General features: G+C 63.9%; 19 protein-coding genes and 4 pseudogenes. 13 read left to right on the forward strand and 10 right to left on the reverse strand.

The window, feature by feature from the left end; translation table 11 throughout:
- The 3 genes from C450_RS19495 to C450_RS19505 form a co-directional block, all read right to left on the reverse strand.
- Positions 1 to 317: transposase (locus C450_RS19495; protein WP_005046695.1), on the reverse strand; the 317-nt coding region annotated here is incomplete at its 3' end.
- A gap of 82 nt (positions 318 to 399) precedes the next feature.
- Positions 400 to 1,458 (reverse strand): Ldh family oxidoreductase, encoded by a 1,059-nt coding sequence (locus C450_RS19500; protein ID WP_005046698.1) that lies wholly within the window; start codon positions 1,456 to 1,458, stop codon positions 400 to 402.
- A 98-nt stretch (positions 1,459 to 1,556) separates the two neighbouring features.
- Entirely contained in the window at positions 1,557 to 2,909 is a 1,353-nt protein-coding gene (locus C450_RS19505; protein WP_005046700.1) for a hypothetical protein, read from the reverse strand.
- Positions 2,910 to 3,023: 114 nt separating this feature from the next.
- Between C450_RS19505 and C450_RS19510 the strand changes: the two genes are divergently transcribed.
- Both C450_RS19510 and C450_RS19520 read left to right on the forward strand, forming a co-directional pair.
- Positions 3,024 to 3,890, forward strand: coding sequence for a fumarylacetoacetate hydrolase family protein (locus tag C450_RS19510; RefSeq protein ID WP_005046703.1), 867 nt, complete (start codon positions 3,024 to 3,026; stop codon positions 3,888 to 3,890).
- Positions 3,891 to 4,431: 541 nt separating this feature from the next.
- Positions 4,432 to 4,893, forward strand: a pseudogene (locus C450_RS19520) (mandelate racemase); the annotation flags it as partial.
- Positions 4,894 to 4,967: 74 nt separating this feature from the next.
- On the opposite strand, the pseudogene C450_RS21115 reads toward C450_RS19520, so the two are convergent.
- Positions 4,968 to 5,503: pseudogene (locus tag C450_RS21115) on the reverse strand (fumarylacetoacetate hydrolase family protein); the annotation flags it as partial.
- A 161-nt stretch (positions 5,504 to 5,664) separates the two neighbouring features.
- Here C450_RS21115 and C450_RS19530 point away from each other — a divergent pair.
- Both C450_RS19530 and C450_RS23300 read left to right on the forward strand, forming a co-directional pair.
- Positions 5,665 to 6,699 (forward strand): zinc-dependent alcohol dehydrogenase, encoded by a 1,035-nt coding sequence (locus C450_RS19530; RefSeq protein ID WP_005046712.1) that lies wholly within the window; start codon positions 5,665 to 5,667, stop codon positions 6,697 to 6,699.
- A gap of 100 nt (positions 6,700 to 6,799) precedes the next feature.
- Positions 6,800 to 6,931, forward strand: coding sequence for a hypothetical protein (locus tag C450_RS23300; RefSeq protein ID WP_275039291.1), 132 nt, complete (start codon positions 6,800 to 6,802; stop codon positions 6,929 to 6,931).
- 51 nt (positions 6,932 to 6,982) lie between these two features.
- Here C450_RS23300 and C450_RS19535 read toward each other — a convergent pair whose 3' ends face one another.
- The 3 genes from C450_RS19535 to C450_RS19545 are packed head-to-tail and all read right to left on the reverse strand — an operon-like array spanning position 6,983 to position 9,704.
- On the reverse strand, positions 6,983 to 8,197 hold the full coding sequence (locus C450_RS19535; protein ID WP_005046714.1) for a UxaA family hydrolase: 1,215 nt from the start codon (positions 8,195 to 8,197) through the stop codon (positions 6,983 to 6,985).
- Positions 8,194 to 8,517 carry a UxaA family hydrolase gene (locus C450_RS19540; protein WP_005046716.1) on the reverse strand — a complete coding sequence of 108 codons (324 nt, stop codon included), beginning with the start codon at positions 8,515 to 8,517 and terminating at the stop codon, positions 8,194 to 8,196. The genes C450_RS19535 and C450_RS19540 overlap by 4 nt, the downstream gene beginning before the upstream one ends.
- A complete protein-coding gene (locus tag C450_RS19545; protein ID WP_049910510.1) occupies positions 8,517 to 9,704 on the reverse strand; it encodes a UxaA family hydrolase in 1,188 nt (395 codons plus the stop codon). The genes C450_RS19540 and C450_RS19545 overlap by 1 nt, the downstream gene beginning before the upstream one ends.
- A gap of 105 nt (positions 9,705 to 9,809) precedes the next feature.
- Between C450_RS19545 and C450_RS19550 the strand changes: the two genes are divergently transcribed.
- The 7 genes from C450_RS19550 (at position 9,810) to C450_RS19580 (ending at position 18,218) form a co-directional block, all read left to right on the forward strand.
- The gene (locus tag C450_RS19550; RefSeq protein WP_080510350.1) at positions 9,810 to 11,180 is read left to right on the forward strand and encodes a four-carbon acid sugar kinase family protein; all 1,371 of its coding nucleotides are present in this window, start codon (positions 9,810 to 9,812) and stop codon (positions 11,178 to 11,180) included.
- Positions 11,173 to 12,270, forward strand: a complete 1,098-nt coding sequence (gene pdxA, locus C450_RS19555; protein ID WP_005046723.1) for a 4-hydroxythreonine-4-phosphate dehydrogenase PdxA — start codon at positions 11,173 to 11,175, stop codon at positions 12,268 to 12,270. The genes C450_RS19550 and pdxA overlap by 8 nt, the downstream gene beginning before the upstream one ends.
- Positions 12,271 to 12,571: 301 nt before the next feature.
- Positions 12,572 to 13,330: an IclR family transcriptional regulator gene (locus tag C450_RS19560; protein ID WP_005046725.1), complete on the forward strand. Its 759-nt coding sequence runs from the start codon at positions 12,572 to 12,574 to the stop codon at positions 13,328 to 13,330.
- Between the two features lie 221 nt (positions 13,331 to 13,551).
- A complete protein-coding gene (locus C450_RS19565) occupies positions 13,552 to 15,132 on the forward strand; it encodes an extracellular solute-binding protein (protein ID WP_152424551.1) in 1,581 nt (526 codons plus the stop codon).
- A gap of 259 nt (positions 15,133 to 15,391) precedes the next feature.
- A complete protein-coding gene (locus tag C450_RS19570) occupies positions 15,392 to 16,108 on the forward strand; it encodes a carbohydrate ABC transporter permease (RefSeq protein WP_241430440.1) in 717 nt (238 codons plus the stop codon).
- The gene (locus C450_RS19575; protein ID WP_005046731.1) at positions 16,108 to 16,986 is read left to right on the forward strand and encodes a carbohydrate ABC transporter permease; all 879 of its coding nucleotides are present in this window, start codon (positions 16,108 to 16,110) and stop codon (positions 16,984 to 16,986) included. The genes C450_RS19570 and C450_RS19575 overlap by 1 nt, the downstream gene beginning before the upstream one ends.
- 23 nt (positions 16,987 to 17,009) lie before the next feature.
- Positions 17,010 to 18,218, forward strand: a complete 1,209-nt coding sequence (locus tag C450_RS19580) for an ABC transporter ATP-binding protein (RefSeq protein WP_005046732.1) — start codon at positions 17,010 to 17,012, stop codon at positions 18,216 to 18,218.
- 202 nt (positions 18,219 to 18,420) lie between these two features.
- Here the strand turns inward: C450_RS19580 and C450_RS19585 are convergent.
- The 3 genes and pseudogenes from C450_RS19585 to C450_RS21120 all read right to left on the reverse strand — a co-directional run.
- Positions 18,421 to 18,729: pseudogene (locus C450_RS19585) on the reverse strand (IS6 family transposase); the annotation flags it as partial.
- An 8-nt stretch (positions 18,730 to 18,737) separates the two neighbouring features.
- Positions 18,738 to 20,051, reverse strand: coding sequence for an IS4 family transposase (locus C450_RS19590; protein ID WP_005046736.1), 1,314 nt, complete (start codon positions 20,049 to 20,051; stop codon positions 18,738 to 18,740).
- A gap of 74 nt (positions 20,052 to 20,125) precedes the next feature.
- A pseudogene (locus C450_RS21120) lies at positions 20,126 to 20,530 on the reverse strand (IS6 family transposase); the annotation flags it as partial.
- A 177-nt stretch (positions 20,531 to 20,707) separates the two neighbouring features.
- Between C450_RS21120 and C450_RS19600 the strand changes: the two are divergent.
- Positions 20,708 to 21,880, forward strand: coding sequence for a mandelate racemase family protein (locus C450_RS19600; protein ID WP_049910520.1), 1,173 nt, complete (start codon positions 20,708 to 20,710; stop codon positions 21,878 to 21,880).
- A gap of 9 nt (positions 21,881 to 21,889) precedes the next feature.
- Complete coding sequence (locus C450_RS19605) at positions 21,890 to 22,987, forward strand: Gfo/Idh/MocA family protein (protein ID WP_005046740.1); 1,098 nt, start codon at positions 21,890 to 21,892, stop codon at positions 22,985 to 22,987.
- The last annotated feature ends 200 nt before the right edge of the window (positions 22,988 to 23,187 follow it).

Below are 23,187 nucleotides of genomic sequence, written 5' to 3' on the forward strand. Positions count from 1 at the left end.
ACGAGGTCCTGTCCCCAAACGGGTTCTCCTTCAGTATGATCGTAGAACTCTCCAGCACCGGGAAGTTCCTTCCCGGTTCGCTGGAACACCGAGTCATCGATGACGATGTAGCCGTCCTGTGACCAGCGCGTCTCGCCGTGTTTTTGCAACTCCTCTAATCGTTCGTGGTTGAGTTGATCTCCGTCCCAGTCGTATTCAGTGAGGAACTTGTTGAGTGCTCGGTCGCCTTGGGCCGGAAGGACTTCACGTGCGATCCCGGTGACGGTCTTGCTGCGGNGTGGATCGGTGCAGGACAGGAAGTCCGTAATCGGAAGCATCGGCCGTCATTGCCGTCTACATCGCGTTCCGACTTAAACGTGCAGAGCCGAGTACAACGATATCGTAGATCAGTATGATATACTATAGTTCGAGTGGAACCTCGTACCGGCCTCCCAGCGACCGGAGCGTGTCAACCACGCCGCTGCCGAGTGGAATCCCTTCCGCCAGCCGCTCCTCGCGGGTCCGTGCCTCGGGCTCGCCGGGGAGGAGCACCTCGTCGAATCCCTCGGCCGGTCGGGCCGAGGAGAGCTGGTCGACCAGCGAGCCGATGCGGCGCTCGTAGCCGTCGCGCTCGGCGAACGCCTCGACGTCGACGGCGGCGACCATGTGACCGATCCCCTGGGGCGTCGACTCGTCGTCGTACAGCGTCGCCACGTCCTCGCCGACGGCGGTGTCGAGCAGCGCCCCGCAGAGCGCGTCGATGACGAACGCGAGCCCGTACCCCTTCGGGCCGCCGACGGGTCGGAGCGCGTGGAACTCCTCGGGATCCGTTGTCGGCTCGCCGGACTCGTCCAGCACCCACTCCGGCGGGATCTCCTCACCCTCCTCCTCGGCGAGGATGACGGCACCCTTCGCGACGACGCTCGTCGCCATGTCGAGGGTGACGTGGAACCCGTCCTCACAGGGAATCGAGATCGACAGCGGGTTCGTGCCGAAGAAGGGGTCCGCACCGCCGAACGGGGCCACGTTCGGCCCGGAGTGGGTCATGCAGATCCCGATACACCCCCGGTCCGCAGCGTGGTTCGTGTAGTACGAGGCGGTGCCGTAGTGGTTGCTGTTGCGCACCCCGACGAACGCGGCACCGGCGTCGGCGGCGCGGTTGATCGCCTCGTCCGTCGCCCGGAGCGTCGCGACTTGGCCGGGGCCGTCGTCAGCGTCGACGACGGCTGCCCCGGCGTGGGACCCCGACACGGAGACATCAGGGTCGCCGGCGATCCCATCGGACTCCAATCGGTCGGCGTACGGTTCGAGCCGGACCACACCGTGGGTGTCGACGCCGCGGAGATTGGCGTCGACGAGTGTGTCCGCGACGGTGTCTGCCGCGTTCCCCACGAGGCCGGCCCCGCGGAGCACGTTGGCGGTGAACTGTTCAAGCGTTGTGGCGTCGACGACGACGCCGTCGGTAGGTTCGTTTGCCATGGTAGGTCGTTGTAGTGGTCGGTGGAGGGTCGTCGGGCGTGCTCTACGTCGCTCCGGAACGGTGAGTTCCTGGGAGCGGTCGGCCGCCCGGACCGGCATCAGTGCTCGGGGTCGACGGGCGAAGGCGCCGTGAACGACCCGTCATCGTCGAAATCGACGGGGCCGGGGTCGGTGACGACTCGGAGGTCAGCGCGGTCACGCGCCTCTGTGACGAGTGCCTCGGAGGCGTAGACGCGCTCCAGGCGCATCGTGTCGGTGATGCGGAGTACCCGAAGCTCCTCGGACGGGGTGACGCCGACGGTCGAGAGCGCGGCCACGAGCCCCGCCCGGTCGGTCTCGACTGGCGGCGGGACACGCATCCCGCGGGGAGTGCTTGCGGTGAGCCCATTGATAACGGTCTTCGAAAGGTCGAGGTCGGCGAGCAGTTCGGCGCCGACGAAGTCCGCGAGCCCGAGCGCGGCCGCGTTCCCGTGGGAGGGTTCGGTGAGCGTCCTGACGTAGATCCGCTTGATCTCCGGACGCTCCAGTGGCGGCTCGTTGAGCCCGTACACCCGCCTCCCGATCACGTTCGTGTCCATGCCGGAGCCGCTGATGTCCTTGCCCATCCGGTCGACGACGAGGACGTCCACGTCGTCGAAAGGGAGCTGAGGAAGGAGTTCACGGGCAGTCTCCAAAAGCTCCGCCTCGCGGCCGAGGAACCCGGACGGAGGGATGCCCTCGATCACGGCGGTGTCGTCGCGCTGGTCCTCGACGAGGGCGACGCCGCCGACGACTGGCGCCTCCTCCACGATAAGTGAGGTGATCTCGGGGATCATCCGCCGGAAGCTCCAGTCGATCGCCCACTCGTGGGCCGTCTTGGCGCCGCGCTGCTTCCCGAGGCCGATGACGAGCATCTTCGACAGTCCGCTCTCGACACGGCCTTCGAAGTCGGTGTGCTGTTTCACGCGGTTGATCGGGACGATTCCGTCGGCGGCGGCGGCGTTGGCGTCGAGGGAGACGTCGATCCCGCGCTCGGGGGTCGTCCCCACGGTCACCGTCTCCATCGTCGGTCGAATCGGACAGCCGACCCGCTCCGCGGTGACGCCGAGCGCTTCGAGCTTCGCGCGCTGGCCCTCGGCGGTGGCGCCCCCGTGGCTCCCCATCGCGGGGACGACGAACGGCTCGTACCCACGGGCGTCGAGTTCACCGACCACGCCGGCGACGATCGCAGGGAGGTTCGTTATCCCCCGACTTCCGACGCCTACGGCGACACTGCCGCCGTCGGGCATGTCGCCGAGCGCGAGGGCGTCCACCGCCGCCGCTGCGCGCTCGGAGATCGCACCCTCGGGGATGGGGTCCGTCTCCCACAGCTGTTCGACGGTCCCCAGCCGTGGGAGATCCCGTCCGCTGCAGGCGTCGAGGACGGTGGCCTCGGAGACGGGGGTGACTGTCGGCGCTACTGGGTCGTGCATGTATCTACCCCATGTCACGGGAACCTACATAAACCTGCGCCCCGTTTCCGGCCCTGTACACCCGGCAGCGGAGACGAAGAAAACTATTTACGCGGAGCCCCGGCCGTAGATGGTATGCGATACTTTCGCATCTGCGGCGAGGACCGCGACCACCTCGCCGTCCAAGAGGGTGACCTCGCGTACGACCTGACCACGGCGAACGAAAGCATCGGCTCGTTCCGGGACCTCGCCGCCGCTGCGTCCATCACCGGCGACCCGATCGACGCAGTGACTGACCGCCTGCTTGACCGGGCACCGACGGTCGGCAGGGCGGCGCTCGAGGACGCCCGGCGGCCGCTCGACCCCGACGAGGTGTGGGCGGCAGGCGTCACCTACGAGATCAGCGAGCAGGCTCGCGAGGCCGAGAGCGGCATGCCCGAGATGTACCTCAACGTGTACGAGGGCGACCGCCCGGAGATCTTCTTCAAGGCCACCGCCGAGCGGACCGTCGGTCCCGGGGCGGCTATCGGCGTCAGGGAAGACTCGGAGTGGGACGTGCCCGAACCGGAACTGGCGATGGTTCTCTACCGCGGGGAGGTCGTCGGCTTCACCATTGGCAACGACGTGAGCAGTCGGTCGATCGAGGGGGAGAACGCCCTCTACCTCCCACAGGCGAAGGTTTACGACCGCTGCTGCGCGGTCGGCCCTGCAGTCGTCTCCGCCGCCACCGTGGACGACCCCCACGACCTCGAGATGTCGATGACGATCACCCGAGACGACGAGACACTGTACGACGAGTCCACTTCAACCGGCGAGATGGTGCGAACCTGCGAGGAACTCGCCTCCTACTACACCTGCCACAACGCCGTTCCGGAACTGGCCGTGCTGTTGACCGGCACCTCGCTCGTCCCCTCCGAGGAGTTCACCCTCCGGGAGGGTGATCTCGTCGCGATCGACATCGACGGGATTGGACGCCTCAAGAACCCGGTCGTCACCGTCTGAACCCTGCGAGTTCTCCGTCCCTCCGCATGCTCTCGGCCGTTCGGCTCTACAGTACGACTCTCGGTACCATGGCTCATTTCTTCGGCGCGGAGACGCTGTTCCTCGCCGCCGTCGGCCGTGTGAACGTGTGTTCTGTACAGGTGAATGATCGATCGGTGGCCGAAAGAGCCGATACGAGAAGGTCGACAACTGGAATAACGATACTACAGTTGTTACACCTCGGGGAATGCCCGGTTCTATATCGGGTGTTGATGGATGACACGCCGATCCGGCGGATCAACTTCGTTCACCTTGACTGAACGCCGCGGCCGGAGTGACGAGGACGGATCGCCATTTATACATCGCATCACGACCGAAATCGACAATCGAGCACCGATCTCCGTGTGACCCTGCGGGCTGATCCTGGGAACGCTGTGGAACTCCGTCGTTCAGGTCTCCCGATCGCATAGGCGCCGCCCAGAGCACCCAGCGATCCGCTCGGTGTGGACGGGAGCGGCGCTCACCTCCACGCTTTATTCATTCGCCGGGTAGAGGCCCCCACATGGGCCCGGAGACCACGCATATCGAAAGTATGGAGTTCGAGTACCCACTGGAGGATGTCGGGACGGACGAGCACGGGTTCAATCTCGCGTACGACCCCGGCGAGACGATGACGCGGAAGCTGTTCGCCCTGCAGGTCCACACGGACGAGGGGGCCACCGACGAGTCACGTCGGCGAGAACTCCCCGGCGGCCGCCCAGATCAACACCTTCACCGACTACTTGATCAGGCGCAACCCGCTCCGCCGGGAGCGCCACTGGAGCGAGATCAAGCGCGCCCTCCGGAAGAACGATCGGATGGGAATGGGGCCATCGACATCGCGCTGTGGGACTTCGCGGGGAAGTACTACGACGCACCGATCCACGAACTGCTCGGCACCTATCGCGAGCGTATCCTCGCGTACGCGTCTACCTACCACGGCGACGACGCGGGCGGGCTAGACTCGCCCGACGCGTTCGCCGAGGACTGCCTGGCGTCCTCAACGCGGTGCGGGCGGAGGACCCGGCCGAGGTGATCTGGTGTGAGAAGCCGATCGCCTCGGTTCGTCTCGTCGTTCACGCGGAGCGCGATGTCGGCGTCGTCGGGAACCTCACCGGGTGTCGCGACCGTCGGCCCCATCGAGGCGGCACCATCGAACGCCTTCCCGCGTACCCAGTTCTGTTCGACCTCCTGGTCGTCGCGGTTGGAGACGTCGTTCACACAGGTGTAGCCGCGGACGACGTCCATCGTGTCCACCTCGTCCACGTGCCGACACTGTTCGCCGATCACGACGCCGAATTCAGCCTCCCAGTCGACGCGCTCCTTCCCGGCCGGGAGTCGAACGCTGTCTCCGTGGCCGGCCAGCGCGTTCGGCGGCTTCAGGAACAGCAGCGGCCGGTCAGGGATCTCCATTCCCGATTCCTTGGTGTGGTTCGCGTAGTTGAGACCAACGCAGACAATCTTCGAGGGGGTCGTCGGCGGAGGACGTCCACTTCGTCGGCGTCGTAGGTGCGGCCCGCGAACGCCGGGCCCTCGTCGGTCCACTCGCCGGTTCGTACGGCTGTCTCAGGGTCTCGGAATCGAACGTGTTGCATACCCCAACGTGTTCGGACGGGAGCAAAACGGTTCCGGTGGCGACAACCGGCCCCGCCGCCGGCAACCGCCCTCGTGCCGGTGCGCTTGTCGCGTCCCGGCGCGTGACCAACCTTTACGTACCGGGGAGTGGTGCGTGCACACGACACTCGGCTGAGCGAACATGAAGGCTATCATCCAGACCGAACGCGAACGCGGCGGCGTGGAGGTCGGCGAGCGGGAGCGGCCCGAACCCGGACCGGACGAGGCGCTCGTCCGTGTGCACACGGCGGGGCTCTGCGGGAGCGACGCCCACGCCTACAAGTATGTCCCCGGCTACGAGTTCATCGACGTCCCGCGCGTCATGGGCCATGAGTACGCCGGCGAGGTGGTCGAGGTCGGGTCGGACGTGACGACCCTCTCGTCCGGCACGAAGGTGGTCGAAGAGCCGATCCACGACTGCGGGGTGTGCTTTCAGTGCAGGAACGGCCAGCCGAACGTCTGCCGGAACTTCGAGATCACGGGCTTTCACCGCGACGGCGCGTGGCGGGAGTACCACACCGTTGAGGCCCACCACTTCCACGAGATCCCCGACGACGTTCCGCTAGAAGAGGCGGCGCTGACGGAGCCGACGAGTATCGCCACGCGGGCGGTGCTCGAACGGTCGGTTATGACCGCCGGTGACGACGTGCTCGTCGAAGGGCCGGGACCAATCGGCGTGCTCACTGCCCTCGTCGCCGACTCCGTCGGCGCCAACGTGTACGTTTCGGGGCTCGGGCAGGACGCCGAGTACCGCCTCCCGCTCGTCGAGGAGCAGGGGCTGACGGCCATCAACGTCGAGAAGGCGAACCTCGGCGAGATCGCCGAGCGCGAGACGGCCGGCGGCGGGTTCGATGTGGTGTTCGACACGACTGGCCACCACTCCGGCGTCGAGGTCGCGGCCGAGCACGTCCGGAAGGGGGGTCAGATCGTGGTCATCGGCCTCCCCGGAAGCGAGAGCGAGCTGTTCCTCACGCCGCTCGTGCGGGGCGAGGTGTCGCTCGACGCCTCTTACGGCTCCGTCTGGCGCAACTTCGAGCAGGCACTCCGGCTGATGGCGAACGGCTCCGTCGACCCAACGGCCATCGCGGAACCGTACGACTCCGACGACCCGGTCACGGCGTTCGAGAAGTTCCTCGACGGCGCGGTGTGTAAGCCGACGTTCCGCTTCGGAGAGTAGAACCCGCAGACGGACGAAGCGCTTTTTCGCGTACGGTCCGACCCCGACGAGGGAATGACGTTCGCCGTCGTCATCACCGACTACGGCTACCAGGGTGGAGTTGGAGCGAAAACTCGTCGAGGAGCGCGGCGGCCGCCTCGTGACCGCACGGGCCGAGACCCCCGAGGAGGTGGCCGGCGGGGCCGTGGGGCCGATGCCCTGCTCGCCGGGGACGCGCCGCGGGACCTCGTGAACGGGGACATCGGGGAATGACGGCGTAGGCGGGCGTCGTCGCCCGCCGCCCCTACACCGAGGGGCCGACCCTGTCGATGGCGAACTGCGTCAACTCGTGGCGCTCCGCACAGCAGAAGTCGCCTGCGATGACCCGTTCGATCGCCCGGCGCAGGCCGTCAGCGTCGACGCGGCTGGCGTCGATATCGACATCGTCCGGGAGCGCCCCCGCGGTGGTGGGGTCGCCGGTCACCTTCAGCACGGGGACGACCGGGTGGCCGGCCGGGACGCCGTCGGCCGTGACGTGGACGACGAGGTGCGCGCCGGCGGCGGTGAGGCCGGTCGCGGCGGTCGCGAACTCCGAGGGCGAGTCGACGAGCGCCAGTCCCGACTCGTGTGTCGCCCGCTCGCCGTACGCCAGCACGTCGGCGATGGGGAGCTCCCCCCAAGCGCGCGTCGCGTCGGCGAACGAGCGATCCGCGGCTTCGCGGCGGACGCGGGTCACCTTCGCCGGCCGGTCCCCGTGCCGGTCGAGGAGGGCGCCCACCGCCGATCGTGTGTCGTCGGCCGCGGCCGCTCGGGCGTCTTCGGGGTGTGCGACCGGGCGCTCGACGCCGGCGGCGACGACGCGCCCGCCCGCCGCAACCACCTCGCGGGCGAGGTCACCGACGAGGGGGTCCGCGGTCCCGACCGTCGACTCGGCGAGGTCGCCGGAGACGACGCCTAGCGTGAGGTCGCCGAGGCCGACCGGGACACGCGTCGGATCGGCGCCGGCGGTTCCGGCGGTCCCCCCGGAGCTGTCACCCGCGAGGAGCGATTCGGCGGCGGCGACTCCCTGTTCGAGACACTTGTCGGTGCCGCCGGCGTCCTGGATCGACACCTCGCGCACCGGGACGCCCAGTTCGTCGAGCGCGGCGGCGATGTCCCCGCTCTGGACCTCCTCGCAGCCGAGACCGACGACGACGGCGCCGGAGACGTTCGGGTTGCGCGCGACGTTCACCAGCGTGCGCTCGGTCTGATCGGCGTCGGCGCCGAGCTGGGCGCAGCCGTGGTCGTGGGGCGTACTCACCGCGCCGTCGACTCGGTCGGCGATCCGGTCGGCCACGACGTGCGAGCAGATCACGGACGGGAGGACGAGCACCCGGTCGCGGATCCCGACGGAGCCGTCACCCCGGCGGTAGCCGGTAGGACCGTCGATCTCGTCCGAGGCGTCGGCGGCGCCGTCGGTTCGTGCCCGACGGTCGCCCGGCAGGGCGCCGTCCATCCGTTCGCTTCGGTCGTCACTCACGCCTCCTCACCCCTTTCGTCGGCGGTGGCAGCGAGATCGCCCCGCCCGCGTGTGCTCTCGCAGTTGTGGACGTGGACGTGCTCGCCGGGGTCGACGTCGTCGGTCGCACGCCCGATCACCTCCCCGTACTTGCGCATTCCTTCGCCGGCCGCGATAGGCAAGAGGGCAAACTTGTGGCCGAACGCGACGTCGCCCGCGAGCGTCACCGTGTTGGCGTCGGTCGCTACATCGGTGCCGGCGTCGAGGTCGGCGATGGCGGTGGCGACGTTGTCCGATCTGGCCATCCGCAGCGCCACGTCACCGAACACGTCCCCCCTCATCAGTCGGCCCTCCCGGCCGCGAGCTCGTTGGGCTGGAGCTCGTTCACCGCGAACTCCTCCAGCCGGCGGCGCTCGGCTTCCGTGCGTCTGCCGTCGACGACGTTCAGCAGCGTCTCGTACACCCGTTCGCCGACAGTGTCGAGCGACTCACCGCCGATAACAGTGCTTGCGTTCACGTCCATGTTGTTCGCCATCCGGTCCCAGGTCTTCGGGTTGCCGGTCACCTTGATGACCGGCGCGATAGGGTTGCCGGTGGTACTCCCTCTGCCCGTGGTGAACGCGACAACCTGCGCGCCGCCGGCGACCTTGCCGACGACGCTCTCCACGTCGTAGCCGGGCGTGTCCATGAGGACGAGCCCGCCGCCGACAGGGAGCTGCTCCGCATAGTCGACGATTCCCCGAACGGGCGTCGTCCCCCCCTTCGAGATGGCGCCGAGGCTCTTCTCCTCGATCGTCGTCAGACCTCCTTCTTTGTTGCCGGGCGAGGGCTGCGCCCCCCGGAGGTCGACGCCCATCAGGTCCGCGGCGGCCTCACGCGACTCGACGTGCTCGAGCAGCCGCTCCCGGACCTCGTCGTCGGCACACCGCTTGGCGAGGACGTGCTCCGCGCCGATGAACTCCGGCGTCTCGCTGAAGCTCGCGGTGCCGCCGGCCTCGATGAGCCGGTCGCAGGCGTTGCCGACGGCAGGGTTCGCCGCGATGCCGCTGGTGGCGTCGCTCCCGCCGCACTCGACGCCGAAGACGAGTTCGCTCACATCGGCCTCCTCCCGTCGGGCGTCCGCCGCAACGGTGTTCAGGTCGCCGAGCAGTTCCCCCCCGCGCTCGACCGCGGCTCGGGTCCCGCCGACCTCCCGGATCGAGAGCGTCTCGACCGGCGTGCCTGTCTCGACGATGCGGTCCGCGATCCGGTCGGCGTCGACATCCTCGGTGCCGAGTTCGAGCAGCAGCGCGGCGCCGACGTTCGGGTTGCGCCCGACGCCCGCGAGGACACGCTCGGTCTGTTTCCGCGCCGGTTCGGGCTGCGAGGTGCCCATCTGGTGTGGGGTCGCTCGCGCCCAGTCCCCCGCTTCGTCGGCGGCGCGGGTCGCCACGGCCGACGCTGCGACTGACGTCGGGAGGACGGCGACGTGGTTGCGGACGCCGACGCGGCCGTCGGCTCGCCGGTATCCCATGAACATATCTACCATGAGTGAAACACACGTCCATCCCAGTTTAGCCTTTCCCCTGCGCCGTCCCGTCCGGCGATCCCGCCCACCCGAGTGTTTTTCGCCCCCGGCGCCGAACCCGTCGCCATGACTCGACGGGTACTGGTTGTCGCGGACGACCTAACGGGGGCGATTGACGCCGGCCACGAGTTCGCCGCCCGCGGTCGGCGGACGACGGTCCGGGTGGGCGGCGGCGACGAACCGACAGGCGACGCGGCCGAAACGTCCCCCGACGGCACCCCGGTGACGGTGGTCGACACCGACTCGCGGTACGACGACGCCGACGCGGCGCGGGCGTCCGTGACCGCGGCCGTGCGCGGGACCGTCGCCGCCGACCCGGACGCGGTCGTATACAAGAAGGTCGACTCGACGCTTCGGGGGAACGTCGCTGCCGAGGTCACGGCGGCGCGGGACGCCACGGGCCGGCCGCTCGCCCTCGTGGCCCCCGCGTTCCCCGCCAATGGGCGACTCACGGCTGAGGGTCACCACCTGATCGACGGCGCCCCCGTGACGGCGACCGCCGCCGGCGACGACGCGAAGGCGCCCGCCACGTCGCACCTCCCCCGTCTGCTGGCGGAATCGGACGAGGGACGGGACCGGGTATCCGCGCCCTGCGACGCCGTCCCTCGCGTCGCCGCGGCTACCGTCGCCCGCGGGCCAGACGCCGTCGTGGAGCGCCTCACCGCCCTCAACGCCTCCGGTGCTCGCGACGAGCCGTCGTCGGCAGCCGCGACCGGCAGTCTCGTCGCCTGCGACGCCGTCCACGACGACCACCTAGCTGCGCTGGCCGCCGGCGCCGACCCCGGCTCGACCGTGTTCGCCGGGAGCGGCGGCCTGGCCCGGCACGTTCCGCTTCCCGAAGGCGGGCCGCAACCCCCGACCGTCGAGCCGACGCCGGCGGTCGACCGGCGCGCGCTCGCGGTCGTCGGCAGCGTCGCGCCGGCGACGCTCAACCAGGTGTCCCGGGTCCCGGACGATCGCGTCGTCCGCCTCGACGCGGCGGCCGCGGTTCGCGACCCCGAGGCGGCGGCGAACCACGCGGCGGCCGCCTGCCTCGACCGGCTAGAAGCAAGTGGTCGGGCGCTCGTCACGGCCGCGACCGAGCGGGACGACGTGGCGGCGGCGAGCGAGACGGGGCGTGCGGCCGGGCTCCGTCCGGACGACGTCGGCGACCGGGTGGCGGCAGCGCTATCGACGACGGCCGGGGCGGTGTGGCGGGACGACGACCCGCCGACCGACTCGCTGCTCACCGGCGGCGCCGTCGCCCGCGCGAGCCTCGACGCGCTCGGCGCGGCGGCCGTCGCCCCGACCGGGCGGAAACTCGACGCGGGCGTCCCGGTCGGCGTGGTCCGTGGCGGCGTCGCGGACGGGACACCGCTCGTGACGAAAGCGGGCGCGTTCGGCGGCGACGGCGTAATCGCTAACTATCTCGACGGTGTGGTGGGAGACGATGCGTGACTCTCGGGAGGGCGACGACGCGGCGACCGCCGATGATCCGGGCGACCACAGGCCGCTGATCGCCGTGACGATGGGTGACCCGGCAGGTATCGGTAGCGAGGTGATTGTGAAGGCGCACCCGGAGCTGAGAGACCGCGCGGACATTGTCGTGATCGGCGACGTCGACGTGCTGCGCGACGCGATCCGCGTCTGTGACAGCGGACTCGAAGTCCGCGTCGTCGACGACTTCGAGGCGGTGCGGAGCGAGTCCCGTGCCGCGGCCGGGTCTGAGAACGACGCGACCGGAGCCGGCGCGATCCCCGTCCTCGACCTCGACAACGTCAACGACCACGCCTACGGCGAACTCCGTGAGACGTTCGGCCGAGCGAGCCTGGCGTACGTCGAGCGCGCCGTCGTGGGCTGTGTCGACGGCTCGCTGGACGCGATGGTCACCGCGCCGATCAACAAGCAGGCGACGCGTATGGCCGGCAGCAAGTACGCCGGCCACACGGGGATGCTTGCCGACTACACCGACACCGAGGACTACTCGATGATGCTCGTCGAGGACGACCTCCGCGTCACGCACGTGAGTACGCACGTCCCGCTGCGGGAGGCCTGCGATCTCGTCTCGGAGGAGCGGGTTCGGACGACGATCGGCGTGACCGACACGGCGCTCCGGGATCTCGGCGTCGACGACCCCCGGATCGCAGTCGCGGGGCTGAACCCGCACGCGAGTGATGGGGGGCTGCTCGGCGACGAGGACGACGCCGCGATCGCGCCCGCGGTCGAGTCGGCGCGCGCCGACGGGATCGACGCCATCGGCCCCGAATCACCCGACACGGTGTACGCCGCGGCCGCGGCCGGCGACTACGACTGCGTGGTGTCGATGTACCACGATCAGGGACACATCCCGATCAAGCTCCTCGGCTTCGAGCAGACCGGGGGCGTCAGCGGCGTCAACGCCACCGTCGGGCTCCCCATCATCCGGACGAGCGTAGACCACGGGACGGCGTTCGACATCGCCGGCGAGGGCGTCGCATCCCCGACGAGCATGGTCGACGCCGTCGACGTAGCCGTCCGGATGGCGCGGAACCGGTCCCGATCCGGCTGACGACGACGCCCCCGCTCCGGCTCTCCCGCCACTCCCATCCTGCGGGGAGTTCTCCGTCGTAACCCGTTCTCGCGTCATTCACCGAGCAGTCGCTCGAGATAGAGAAATCCGTTCACACCGGTCGAATACGCTAATGAGCGGGTAGTCCACGGGACGGCGATTACACCGGCCGTACTCGTACTACTCGCTCCGTCTAGCGGCAGCCTATCGGACGCATTAAACCGTCTGATTCCCGCAATACGTTCATCTGGACGGAACAAACGTTTTGTAGTACCGGTGCATGTGTGTGCCAACCATGGCAATGAAACGCGACGTCACCGTCGACGCGACCGAGACAACCTTCCGGATTCTGGAGATGCTGAAGGAGCTCGACGGAGCGGGGGTGACAGAGCTCGCCACGCGGCTCGACATCCCGAAGAGCACCGTCCACAACCACCTCGTCACCCTACGGAAGAACGAGTATGTCGTCAAGCACGGGACGACGTACCGCGTCGGCCTCCAGTTCCTGGAGTTCGGCGAGCACACACGTAACCGGATGAAGATCTACGACATCGCGCGGCCGGAGGTGGAGGGGCTCGCTGAGGAGACCGGCGAGCTGTCGAACTTCCTCGTTGAGGAGCACGGCCTCGGGGCCTACCTCTGCCGGGCCCGGGGCGACCGGGCGGTGCGCGTCGACACCTATGCCGGAATGCGCGTTCATCTCCACTGTACGGGGCTGGGGAAGGCGATGCTCGCGCACATGCCCGAGGCGCGTGTCTCCGAGATTCTCGATCGACGGGGGCTCGAACCGCGCACCGAGACGACGATCACGGACCGCGACACGCTCTACGAGGCCCTGGCAGCGATCCGCGAGCGTGGCTACGCTATCGACCACGGTGAGCGCCTCTCAGGGCTCCGCTGTGTCGCCGCTCCGATCACCGACGATGCCGACAACGCCGTCGGCGCCGTCAGTGTCTCCGGCCCCTCGAGCCGCATGAAGGGCGAACAGCTCGAAAAGGATATCTCCGAGCTCGTGATGAGCGCCGCCAACGTGATCGAGCTCAACATGTCGCACTCGTAACCGGGGTCGCTCGCGGAGTTCGGGCGACCTCCCCTGCTGCTGTGGGAGCCAAGAGCTGATTTGATTCGAAGAAGTCTCTTCGATAAAACGAACACAGCATCTCTGGCCAGATTAGATCCAGTTCACTGATTCAGACGATCTTGCCAAGCCGAGAGCTCCAAGTGTTACCTAAGTATTATATATCGGTGGTTTTATCAGCTACTGGGTTAACTATGGATCACATGCCACACGATGGCAGACCAGACCGACGAGATATTCTTAGAGCGACAATCTCTGCCGGAGCCCTCGGCCTCGCCGGCTGTAGCGGTAGCGGTGGCGGCGGCAACGGCAGCGGCGGTAATGGTGGCGGCGGCAACGGCAGCGGCGGTAATGGTGGCGGCGGTTCCAGCGGTTTCATGGAACAGGCCCAGTCCATCGCCTTCGCCGACAATTGGCAGGATCGGCGCCTGACGGACCTCGACGAGTGGCCTCTCGAAAAGCGCCAGGCGATCCCGGCCGAGGGCGAACGCGCCGATTCGAGTGCCTGGGCCGAGTCCGAGGCAGTCCAATCGGCCCCGTGGCAGCCCCCCGAGGGCTGGGACGACACGGCAGCCGCTGACGTCGACGAGATCCAGCTGCTCAACTTCGGCTCACTGGAGTTCGACCCGGGGACTGTGGCGGCACACGGGATGTTCGAGGACCGGACCGGCATCACGATCAATCCCCTCGAAATCACCGTCGATCAGGCAATTCCGAAGGAGACGGCGTTCCTCCAGGCGGGCGAATCCACGCCGCAAGGCTTCCAGGTCGTCGTGGCTGACTCGATGTCTTCGTTCGCAGAGGCGGGACACCTTCAGGCGGTCGACCCGCTGTTCGGTGACGAGTCGATGTGGGATCCGATACAACCCGTCGGGAAACAGACCCTAAACTACAACGATCAGCTCCAGGGCGGCCCGGCGTATCTTGAGGGTGACCTCGTCCACGTCAACGTGGGCTTGCTTGAGGATCAGGGGATCGACCAGTCCGTCATCGACAGCATCGTCAACGGCGAGTGGTCCTGGGACGACCTCGAGACGTGCATGCAAGCGTTCGAGGGTACTGACGCGTACGCGTGGGCGTACCGCGGTGCGTCGCGGACCTACACGACGCGCGACTTTAGCAAGCACTATTACCAGGCAGGTGGCGAGTTTGTCAACGACGACGGCACCGTCACTGTCAACGACGAAGCCGGCTACTACACCCTTAACAAGATGGTCGGATGGCTCGACAACGGCTGGGTCCCGGAATCGGTCGTCAACTTTGGCCAAGGCGACCTGGCCGACGGCTTTGTTTCGGGTCAGTTCGCCATGGTTCCGGTGTACGGCGACCTCACTGGTCAGGCACAGAGCGAGCTCGGCGACGATTACACGCCGACGCTCACCCCCCAGGGTGGCTCCGATGCGCCCAACCCGACCCGTGCGGGGCTCGCCTCGCCGAACGTCATGGGTATCAACGCGAACGCGCCGGACGCGGCCAAACTAGCCGCGATGGTGTACCTGGACGCCCGCATCTCTCAGATGACCGCGTGGTGGGAGTTCGTCGTGGAAGGGAACCAGTCGTGGCACACAGCCGTCTACGACGAGGCCGCCGAGACCGATGCCGCTCTCTATCCCGAGATCCGAGGAGAACAGGCGTCGCGCAACAAGACCGAAATCTTCCCGCAGCAGCGTTCCATCAAGCAGAACCTCAGTCAGGAGTGTCAGCAGGCCATCTCCGGGTCCAAGTCTCCGAAGAAAGCTCTCAACTCCGTTCAGGAGTTCATCGACACAGTTTTAGATCAGTAACTACCCGGGCTCAAAACTCAGATATATGTCACTTAAATCAGATACTAACTTTACAACTCCAGATACGAGATACGAGAAGCTGCGCCACCAGGCCTCGAAGACCGCAAACGATCACATCCTGCTGGTGCTAATGGGGCCTGCGCTACTCATCATCACGGCGATTTTCGTCTATCCCGTTTTCTACCTCCTTCGACAGTCGCTGTACCTGACGATTCCGGGTACTGTCGAGCGGTTCGTCGGTCTCGAAAACTTCGTCACGATGTTCCAGTCGTCGGAGTTCTGGGACTACTTCGTGAACACGTTGATTTACTCGTTCGGATCCTTGGCGATCAGCCTGGGGAGCGGGCTCGTGGTAGCGCTCGCTATCAATCACGTGGCTCATTCCAGGTTGCGGGACGCCTACTCCACGCTGGTGATGTTCTCGTGGGCGATCCCTCTGGCCGTCGTCGCCCTGATCTGGAAGTGGATGTTCACCGGCAACGAACTCGGCTTCTTCAACATGGTGCTGATGGACCTGGGACTGATAGCGGCCCCCATCGCCTGGCTGTCGTCGCCCAACTTCGCGATGCTCGCCGTCATGTTGACTGACGCGTGGGCCAGAATGCCGTTCGCGATGTTGCTACTGCTGGCCGGGTTACAGTCCATCCCGAAGCACATGTACGACGCGGCAAAGGTCGACGGGGCGACGACGTTCCAAACCTTCCGAGCGATTACGGTCCAGTATCTGCGGCCCTACATCGCCATCGTCGCGCTCATCAACTGGATGTTCGCGTTCCGCGCGTTCGCCGTCGTCTTCCCGATGACGGCAGGTGGCCCCGGCACGTCGACGACAATCTTCAGTATTCACATCTACCGTGAGGGGATGATCAACTTCAACTACGGCTACGCGTCGGCTGTTGCCGTGTTCATCATCGGGATCACGCTGGTAGTCGCAACGTTCTACGTCACAATGGTCATGGGAGGCATGGACGAATAATGAGCTCTACAGACGAAACCTACGAACGGATCAGTTACGACAAGCGACAGGGGTTCTGGGACTTCATCGAGAGCCCCATCGTAATCCACTTCGTCTTGGCGCTGGCGGTCCTGACCGTCATCGTCCCCATCTTCTGGGAAGTGCTTACGTCGCTCAAGACGAACGAGGCGGTGTACAACCTCAACTACTTCCCACGGGACCCCACGCTCTCGTCGTACTATCAAGTACTTATCGGTGAGAGCTACTGGAAAGCAGTCTTGAACAGCGTGATCATCTCGACGTCGACGACGGTCGCGGTGATCATCCTGGCAGTCCCGGCCGGATACGCGTTCAGCAGGTACCGGTTCAGGGGCGACAACATCCTCTTCATCGGTGTGTTGTTCTCCCGCCTGTTCCCGCCGATCGGCCTGATCGTCCCGTACTACCAGATCATGTCGTGGCTCGACCTGCTGAACTCGCTCCCCGGAATCATCATCGCCCAGATATACCTCTGGTTGCCGCTGATGATCTACATCATGCGGAACTTCTTCATGTCGATCCCGCAGGACCTTGACGAGTCCGCGCGCGTCGACGGCTGTACACAGCTCCAGGCGTTCCGGAAGATAGGGCTTCCGCTGGCGCTGCCCGGCGTGGCCGCGTGTGCCATCCTGACGTTCCTGTACTCGTGGCGGGAGTTCCTGTTCTCCCTCATCGTCACCACGGACCTCGGCTCGATGCCGATCTCCGTGGCCGTCTACCAGTTCGTCGGTGACGTCTCCGTGCAGTGGGCGTCGCTGGCCGCCGCGAGCGTCATCGCGATCATCCCGACGATCCTCGTAGTAGTCTTCTTCCAGCGGTACATCGTCAGCGGACTCACCGCCGGAGCACTGAAAGAATGACTGAGCAACGACAATCAACATCAATGAGTGAACACGAACGATCGCCGGTCGAAACACCGGCTTCGAGAGGCGGTATCGCTAGCGAAGACGAAGACATCAACGTCCAGATCGAGGAGGTGACAAAGGTTTTTGAGGACGAGGGTGGCGAGGAGATCGTCGCCGTCGACGACCTCAACATCGACATCCGGCGCGGCGAGTTCCTCGTCTTCGTCGGTCCCTCCGGCTGTGGCAAGACCACGTCGTTGCGGATGATTGCCGGCCTGGAGACACCGACAGAGGGACGCATCCGGATCGAAGACGAGGACGTAACCGGGTACGATCCGCGTGAGCGCGGCATCGCGATGGTGTTCCAGAACTACGCGCTGTATCCCCACATGACTGTCAAGGGGAACATGTCGTTCCCGCTCCGCATCCGCAACTATCCCGAGGACGAGATCGACAGCCGCGTCAACGAGGCGGCGGATCTGCTGGAGATCGACGACCTCCTCGGCCGGAAACCCTCGCAGCTCTCCGGCGGCCAGCAACAGCGCGTCGCGCTGGGCCGCGCCATCGTCCGGGAACCATCGGTGTTCCTGATGGACGAACCGCTGTCGAACCTCGACGCGAAGCTCCGTGTCCAAATGCGGACCGAACTCAACGAGATCCACCAGCGCGTCGGTAAGACGACGATCTACGTCACGCACGACCAGGCCGAGGCGATGACGCTCGGCGACCGCGTCGTCGTGCTGAACAACGGCCGGCTCCAGCAGATCGGCCCGCCGCAGTACCTCTATGACAACCCGGTAAATCGGTTCGTCGCCGGATTCATTGGCGAACCACCGATGAACTTCCTCCCGGTGGAGATCCGGGAGACGAGCGACGGCTACGCTGCTGTCGGGGAATTCTTCGAGTTCGAACTCCCGGCGGACATCGTCCAGGATATCGGTGAGTGGGACAGGTCGCTTGACCACGTCACGATGGGCATTCGCCCGGAGGACCTCCACGACCTCTCGATCCTCGACGACGACGAGTACACCGAGAACAGCGTCGTGGAGGCCACCGTGACGGTCGTCGAACCGATGGGCTCGGACAAGTTCCTCACGCTGATGTCGCCGACGGAGGAGACGACGGAGTTCGGCGCGCGCGTGTCTCCCGAGATCGATGTCGAACCCGGTGATTCGATCGCGCTCTCGGCCAACCTCGGGAAGATTCACCTCTTCGACGACGAGACCGGCAAGAATATTACGTACTGACGGACGCGATTTCCCGGTCAGCCTGGTTATCACCTGCGTTTTATTTCGTTAACTCTGCGACAGTCACGACTCCGGAATCGTTCGGTTCACTCTCGACGTTCCCTGTGGGGACTATCCTACCCACCTTGCGAGAGCGGCCTGGCGGTGCGTGGCCCGGAGTGGGAACTATCAAATTCTCGTGAAATTATCCCCTATGGCACTGCTAGATTGAACCCTCCTGTTCGAGCGCTTCGATGGGCGGCTGATTCTCCAGCGCTTGGTGGCTTCTGAGATGATTGTAGTAGGCGGTGTCGGCAGTCAGCCAGCGCTCGGCGCTTGGCTGACTGCCGTTCCATGTCTCGTGGAATCGACCGATACGCATGGTGTAGGTCTGGAACAGCTTCTCAACGATGTTGCGCTCGGAGTAGTTGAGATCGCCGAGGAGATCGGTCTTGGCCAGCGCCGTCAGGTAGCCCATGCCGTCGACGAGGAACTCCGCGTCGGAGATGCGGTGTTCCTCTTTCAACCATTCGTATTCGGTTAAGGCGAAAAATCGCCACACAATTCGGCATTCACCTCCTGAAGCAGGATGAGTCGTGACGGCGATGGCTGCTTGGCTTCGTGATACAGGATCTCGCCGAGATTTGGTCGAGGATACCCGTAGCCAGCGGCGATCTCCTGGAGGATCAGCTGGGCGAGCGACCGGAAGGTCGCCGCCCAGCGTTCCTGCGGGAATACGCACTCGTCGTCTTGCTCCCCGGCGTACTCGACGAATTCGCGAAGGATGGCTCTGCTGACTACCAATGTCAGCAGAGCAGCCACTACCTGAATCTTCACGATGTGAGCCTTCTCGGTTTCGAACTTACCCAACGAGTACCGCGACTTCAGCTCCCTAAACAGCAACTCTACCACCCACCTCGCTCGGTACAGCGTGGAAATCTCGTCGGGGTCAAACCGATCCTGTGGTAGGTTCGTGATATACAGCCGATAGCCGTCGTCGGCGTCCTCATCGCGGACGCCGACGACTCGCAACCGCTTGGTATCCCACGACTTCACCCCGTCGTACACTCGTCGCTGGAAGGAAACCTCGACTTCAACATCGATGTGTTCCCGGTACAGATCTCCAACTACGTCGTAGATTCGCTCGTTCTCAAGCGGAATGGCCCGACCGGGCCATTCCTGCAACTCTTCGGTCACTACTGGATTCGAACTCCGTTTGAGACGGCTGACGAAGAAGCCGCCGTTCTCGTCGATTAGTGCAAATCGACGGAACTTGAAGAAGCCACGATCCAGTAAGAAGAGCCGCCCAGACAGCCACGAACCTGTCTCAAACAACGTACTCTCATGGGTGGTTTCGTCGGTGATCTCGTCGGAGATCACCGACTGCTCGGTCACGTTGTGGACGAGATAGAGCGTCAGTCCTGACTCGTTTTCATGAGTAGCTTTGAACTCTGAGAGAAATCGGCACAACCGCACGATCGTCGCGTCAACAGCGATGACGTCACGGAATTGCTCGAACGCAGGAATGAGAGTGTGAGGGACAGCGACCTCCTCGACGGCGTGGTCGAGGAGGTCGCGAAGGAGTGTGGCCAACTCTTCGGTGAATCGGTCGTAGAAGTTGGAGGGATAGACCGAGTGGTCGGTCGCGGCCTCGTAGGCGCGGCGATAGCCAGCGACTGAACGGGCTTCGCCGCCGACGGCGAAGCCCATGACGAGCGTCCACACCAGCATCCTGACGTCGATTTTTCGGTCACGGACGACGACCTCGCGCTCGCGCGCGAGGTCTTCGACCATCTGTGAGGAAAACAGCGAAGTCAGGAGAGAACGGATCGCTTCTGAGGAGAGTTCGTCCATTTCACCCCCTCCTCATCGCTACCACCACAGGTAGCCGTCGTCTTGCGATTCATCCCCTTAACCGAATACGAATGCTCTTTCAACTCTCTGAGGAACGTCGTTGCGGGCTCGGTGCCACGATTTTGAGAAAGTCGTGCGTGGAGCACGACTTTCGAATCGACGTCGATAGCGGCGTAGAGCCAGACCTTCTGCTCGTTTTCGAGCTGGATCTGTTTCTCATCGACGGCGACACGATCCGGCTCGGCGGTGAAGTCCTGATCGTAGTGCTCGGCAAAGGGCTGGTACCAATGGTGAATGGCGGCTCGGGTTCGGCTGACGCCGAACCACTCGCAGAGATCGCGACACTCCGCCAATGATGCTGCAGCAGCGTGAGCAGAGCACGCCAGCCTGATCAGCCAGGCTGGCGTGCTCGTCCGATCCACGTCCAAAAACGGTACGTCCGGAGAGCTCGTGACCTCCACTTGGAGTTCTTCGAGCATGGTCCCAACCACCTCGAAGAACTCCGCTTAGTTCAACCTCAATCTAGCAGTGCCGAGTAAGGAGAGAATGGCAAAGGCTGACAATTAGACAGCACTATACTCATCATTCCGCTGTACTACCGAAGAACGAACCAAACAAAGGATTTTTAACAGATGCTTTCGTTGGGAGTAGATATAATGGGGCCGACTATCACCCAGATTGAAAGTACTGAATTCAAATATCTACTGAATGATATCGGAACAGACGAAGCTGGCTTCAATCTGGTCTATGAACCTAATACAAGGACCGAACGAAAGCTGTTCGCTCTCAAAATTCACACTGACACTGGCATTACCGGCGAGTATATCGGTGGAAATTCACCAGCTGCTGCTCAGTGGAACATGTTTGCTGATTACCTTATCGGCAAGAACCCACTTAAACGCGAAAAGCACTGGAGTGAAATCAAACGCGCACTTCGAAAATATGACCGCATGGGAATTGGCCCCATTGATATTGCCCTTTGGGATTTCGCAGGCAAGTACTACGATGCACCAATTCATGAATTGCTTGGGACCTATCGCACGCGTATACCTGCCTACGCATCAACGTACCACGGCGATGAGAACGGCGGACTTGATTCGCCTGAGGCATTCGCTGACTTTGCCGAGGAGTGTCACGAAATGGGGTTCCGTGGATTCAAGCTCCACGGCTGGGGTGGTAGCGATGTTTCACGAAGGATTGGCCGCGAGATAGCGGCGGTTCACGCAGTCGGTGAGCGGGTTGGTGACCAAATGGATCTCATGATGGATCCTGCTTGTGAGTATGAAACGTTTGCCGATGCGCTCAAAGTTGGACGAGCCCTCGATAAGGAGGAATTCTATTGGTACGAGGACCCATTCCGCGACGCGGGGATTTCCCAACACGCTCATCAGAAGCTAGCACAGAAGCTTGATACGCCAATCCTCCAAACCGAGCATGTTCGAGGATTGGAATCGCATTCAGACTTCATTAAAAATGGGGCGACTGACTTCCTCCGTGCAGATCCCGAATATGATGCAGGAATCACAGGTGCGATGAAAGTTGCACATGCAGCCGAGGGATTCGGTGCTGATGTTGAGTTCCATGCGCCGGGTCCCGCTCAGCGCCACTGTATCGCGGCCATTCGCAACACTAACTACTATGAAATGGCCTTGGTCCACCCCGATTGTTCAAACACCCAGCCGCCTGTCTATGAGGGTAATTACTCCGATATGATCGAGGATGTCGAAGACGGGACTGTTCCGGTACCCGATGGCCCTGGTCTCGGGATCGATTACGATTGGAATTACATCAAGAACAACCGAACGGGGAGTACCCACGTTTACGAATAAGGCACAATCATGACTTACAAAGCTGGTATTATCGGTACTGGGGGTATCGCGGGGATGGGGATCTTGGGAATGCATGATGAAGAGTCGATTGGTAAGGAGAAAATTAGGGCAAGCCACGCCGGAGGATACGACGCCACACCCGATATCGAATTAGTAGCGGTCGCCGATGTTGACGAAGAGAAGCTAGCTCAGTTCAGCAACGCCTGGGACATCTCTGCAGACCATCGCTACATCGGGCACGAGGCGATGCTTAGCGCTGAGAATCTTGATGTTGTCTCGGTCTGTACACCCTCCTATCTCCACCACACCCACGTGATCGACACGGCTCGGGCATCAACATCCCCGTCGGTCATCTGGTGTGAGAAACCAATCGACTCGCGAGTGACTAACGCCCACGAGATGATCAAGGCTTGCGAGGAGACTAGTACTGAGCTCGTAGTGAATCACTCGTTTCGGTTTACTAATAAACTCCAACAGCTTCGTCGGCTTATTCACAAGGAGAACCTGCTCGGACAAGTCCATTCTGTGTCGGCTCAATTTCGGATGGAACTGCTCCGCAACTCAACCCACCTACTCGATACCTTAATCTACCTGCTTGACACCCGCGCTGAGCGCATCGGCGGTTATATTAACGGTCAAAATGAGGCAGTCGAGTCGCTTGGTGCGGATCAAACTGTTGACGATGCCGGTGGTGGGGGGTTCGTCGTCATGGAGGATGGAACCTTCGTTACCCTCGACTGCACGATCCCGCGTGAGGACTCTTCGATGACATTCCAATTCATCGGTTCAGAGGGGAAACTGTATCTTAACAACGACGATGGCGAATGGCGTTACTGGCGGCTCGAAGATGGCAACCACATTGAGGAGCCAATTCCAGGTATCGATGAACCGTGGACTTGGGAGAACGACTACAAAGGTTCGTTCGCGAACGCTGCGAATCATATTTCTGATCTACTCGATAGGACTGCCGTAAACCACTCGAAAGGCATCGAAGCCACGCGATCATTGGAAATCATCGTTGGCCTCTATCTCTCTCATTATACTAATGGCCAAGTCGAGATTCCACTCAAACGACCCCTCCAAGATGTTTGTATCACCTCTTGGTGAATCCCGACAGTAGTTGCAGCGTATCGGCCACTCAATAGCCACTCAACGAACGTCTCTAGGCGTGAGTGAAATGGCTTTGCCGAACGCTCTTGTGAAGCACATTGTTGGTGAGTCAAAGCACCTCTCGAAGAACGTGCTTCAGCGCTTCTCGGCCGGGTTTGCGATAGATTCGTCTTCGTAGCTGAAACGCTCTCAGATAG

Origin of the sequence: Halococcus salifodinae DSM 8989, from assembly GCF_000336935.1 — an archaeon.
Classification (GTDB): Archaea; Halobacteriota; Halobacteria; order Halobacteriales; family Halococcaceae; genus Halococcus; species Halococcus salifodinae.

Bases quoted from the DNA above. Each gene is read 5' to 3' on its own strand.
- C450_RS19575 (WP_005046731.1), top strand. From the start codon at position 16,108: ATGAGCTCTACAGACGAAACCTACGAACGGATCAGTTACGACAAGCGA.
- C450_RS19500 (WP_005046698.1), bottom strand. From the start codon at position 1,458: ATGGCAAACGAACCTACCGACGGCGTCGTCGTCGACGCCACAACGCTT.
- pdxA (WP_005046723.1), top strand. From the start codon at position 11,173: ATGCGTGACTCTCGGGAGGGCGACGACGCGGCGACCGCCGATGATCCG.
- C450_RS19530 (WP_005046712.1), top strand. From the start codon at position 5,665: ATGAAGGCTATCATCCAGACCGAACGCGAACGCGGCGGCGTGGAGGTC.
- C450_RS19550 (WP_080510350.1), top strand. From the start codon at position 9,810: ATGACTCGACGGGTACTGGTTGTCGCGGACGACCTAACGGGGGCGATT.
- C450_RS19540 (WP_005046716.1), bottom strand. From the start codon at position 8,517: ATGAGGGGGGACGTGTTCGGTGACGTGGCGCTGCGGATGGCCAGATCG.
- C450_RS19505 (WP_005046700.1), bottom strand. From the start codon at position 2,909: ATGCACGACCCAGTAGCGCCGACAGTCACCCCCGTCTCCGAGGCCACC.
- C450_RS19565 (WP_152424551.1), top strand. From the start codon at position 13,552: ATGCCACACGATGGCAGACCAGACCGACGAGATATTCTTAGAGCGACA.
- C450_RS19600 (WP_049910520.1), top strand. From the start codon at position 20,708: ATGGGGCCGACTATCACCCAGATTGAAAGTACTGAATTCAAATATCTA.
- C450_RS19545 (WP_049910510.1), bottom strand. From the start codon at position 9,704: ATGGTAGATATGTTCATGGGATACCGGCGAGCCGACGGCCGCGTCGGC.
- C450_RS19580 (WP_005046732.1), top strand. From the start codon at position 17,010: ATGAGTGAACACGAACGATCGCCGGTCGAAACACCGGCTTCGAGAGGC.
- C450_RS19570 (WP_241430440.1), top strand. From the start codon at position 15,392: ATGTTCCAGTCGTCGGAGTTCTGGGACTACTTCGTGAACACGTTGATT.
- C450_RS19605 (WP_005046740.1), top strand. From the start codon at position 21,890: ATGACTTACAAAGCTGGTATTATCGGTACTGGGGGTATCGCGGGGATG.
- C450_RS19560 (WP_005046725.1), top strand. From the start codon at position 12,572: ATGAAACGCGACGTCACCGTCGACGCGACCGAGACAACCTTCCGGATT.
- C450_RS19510 (WP_005046703.1), top strand. From the start codon at position 3,024: ATGCGATACTTTCGCATCTGCGGCGAGGACCGCGACCACCTCGCCGTC.
- C450_RS19590 (WP_005046736.1), bottom strand. From the start codon at position 20,051: ATGGACGAACTCTCCTCAGAAGCGATCCGTTCTCTCCTGACTTCGCTG.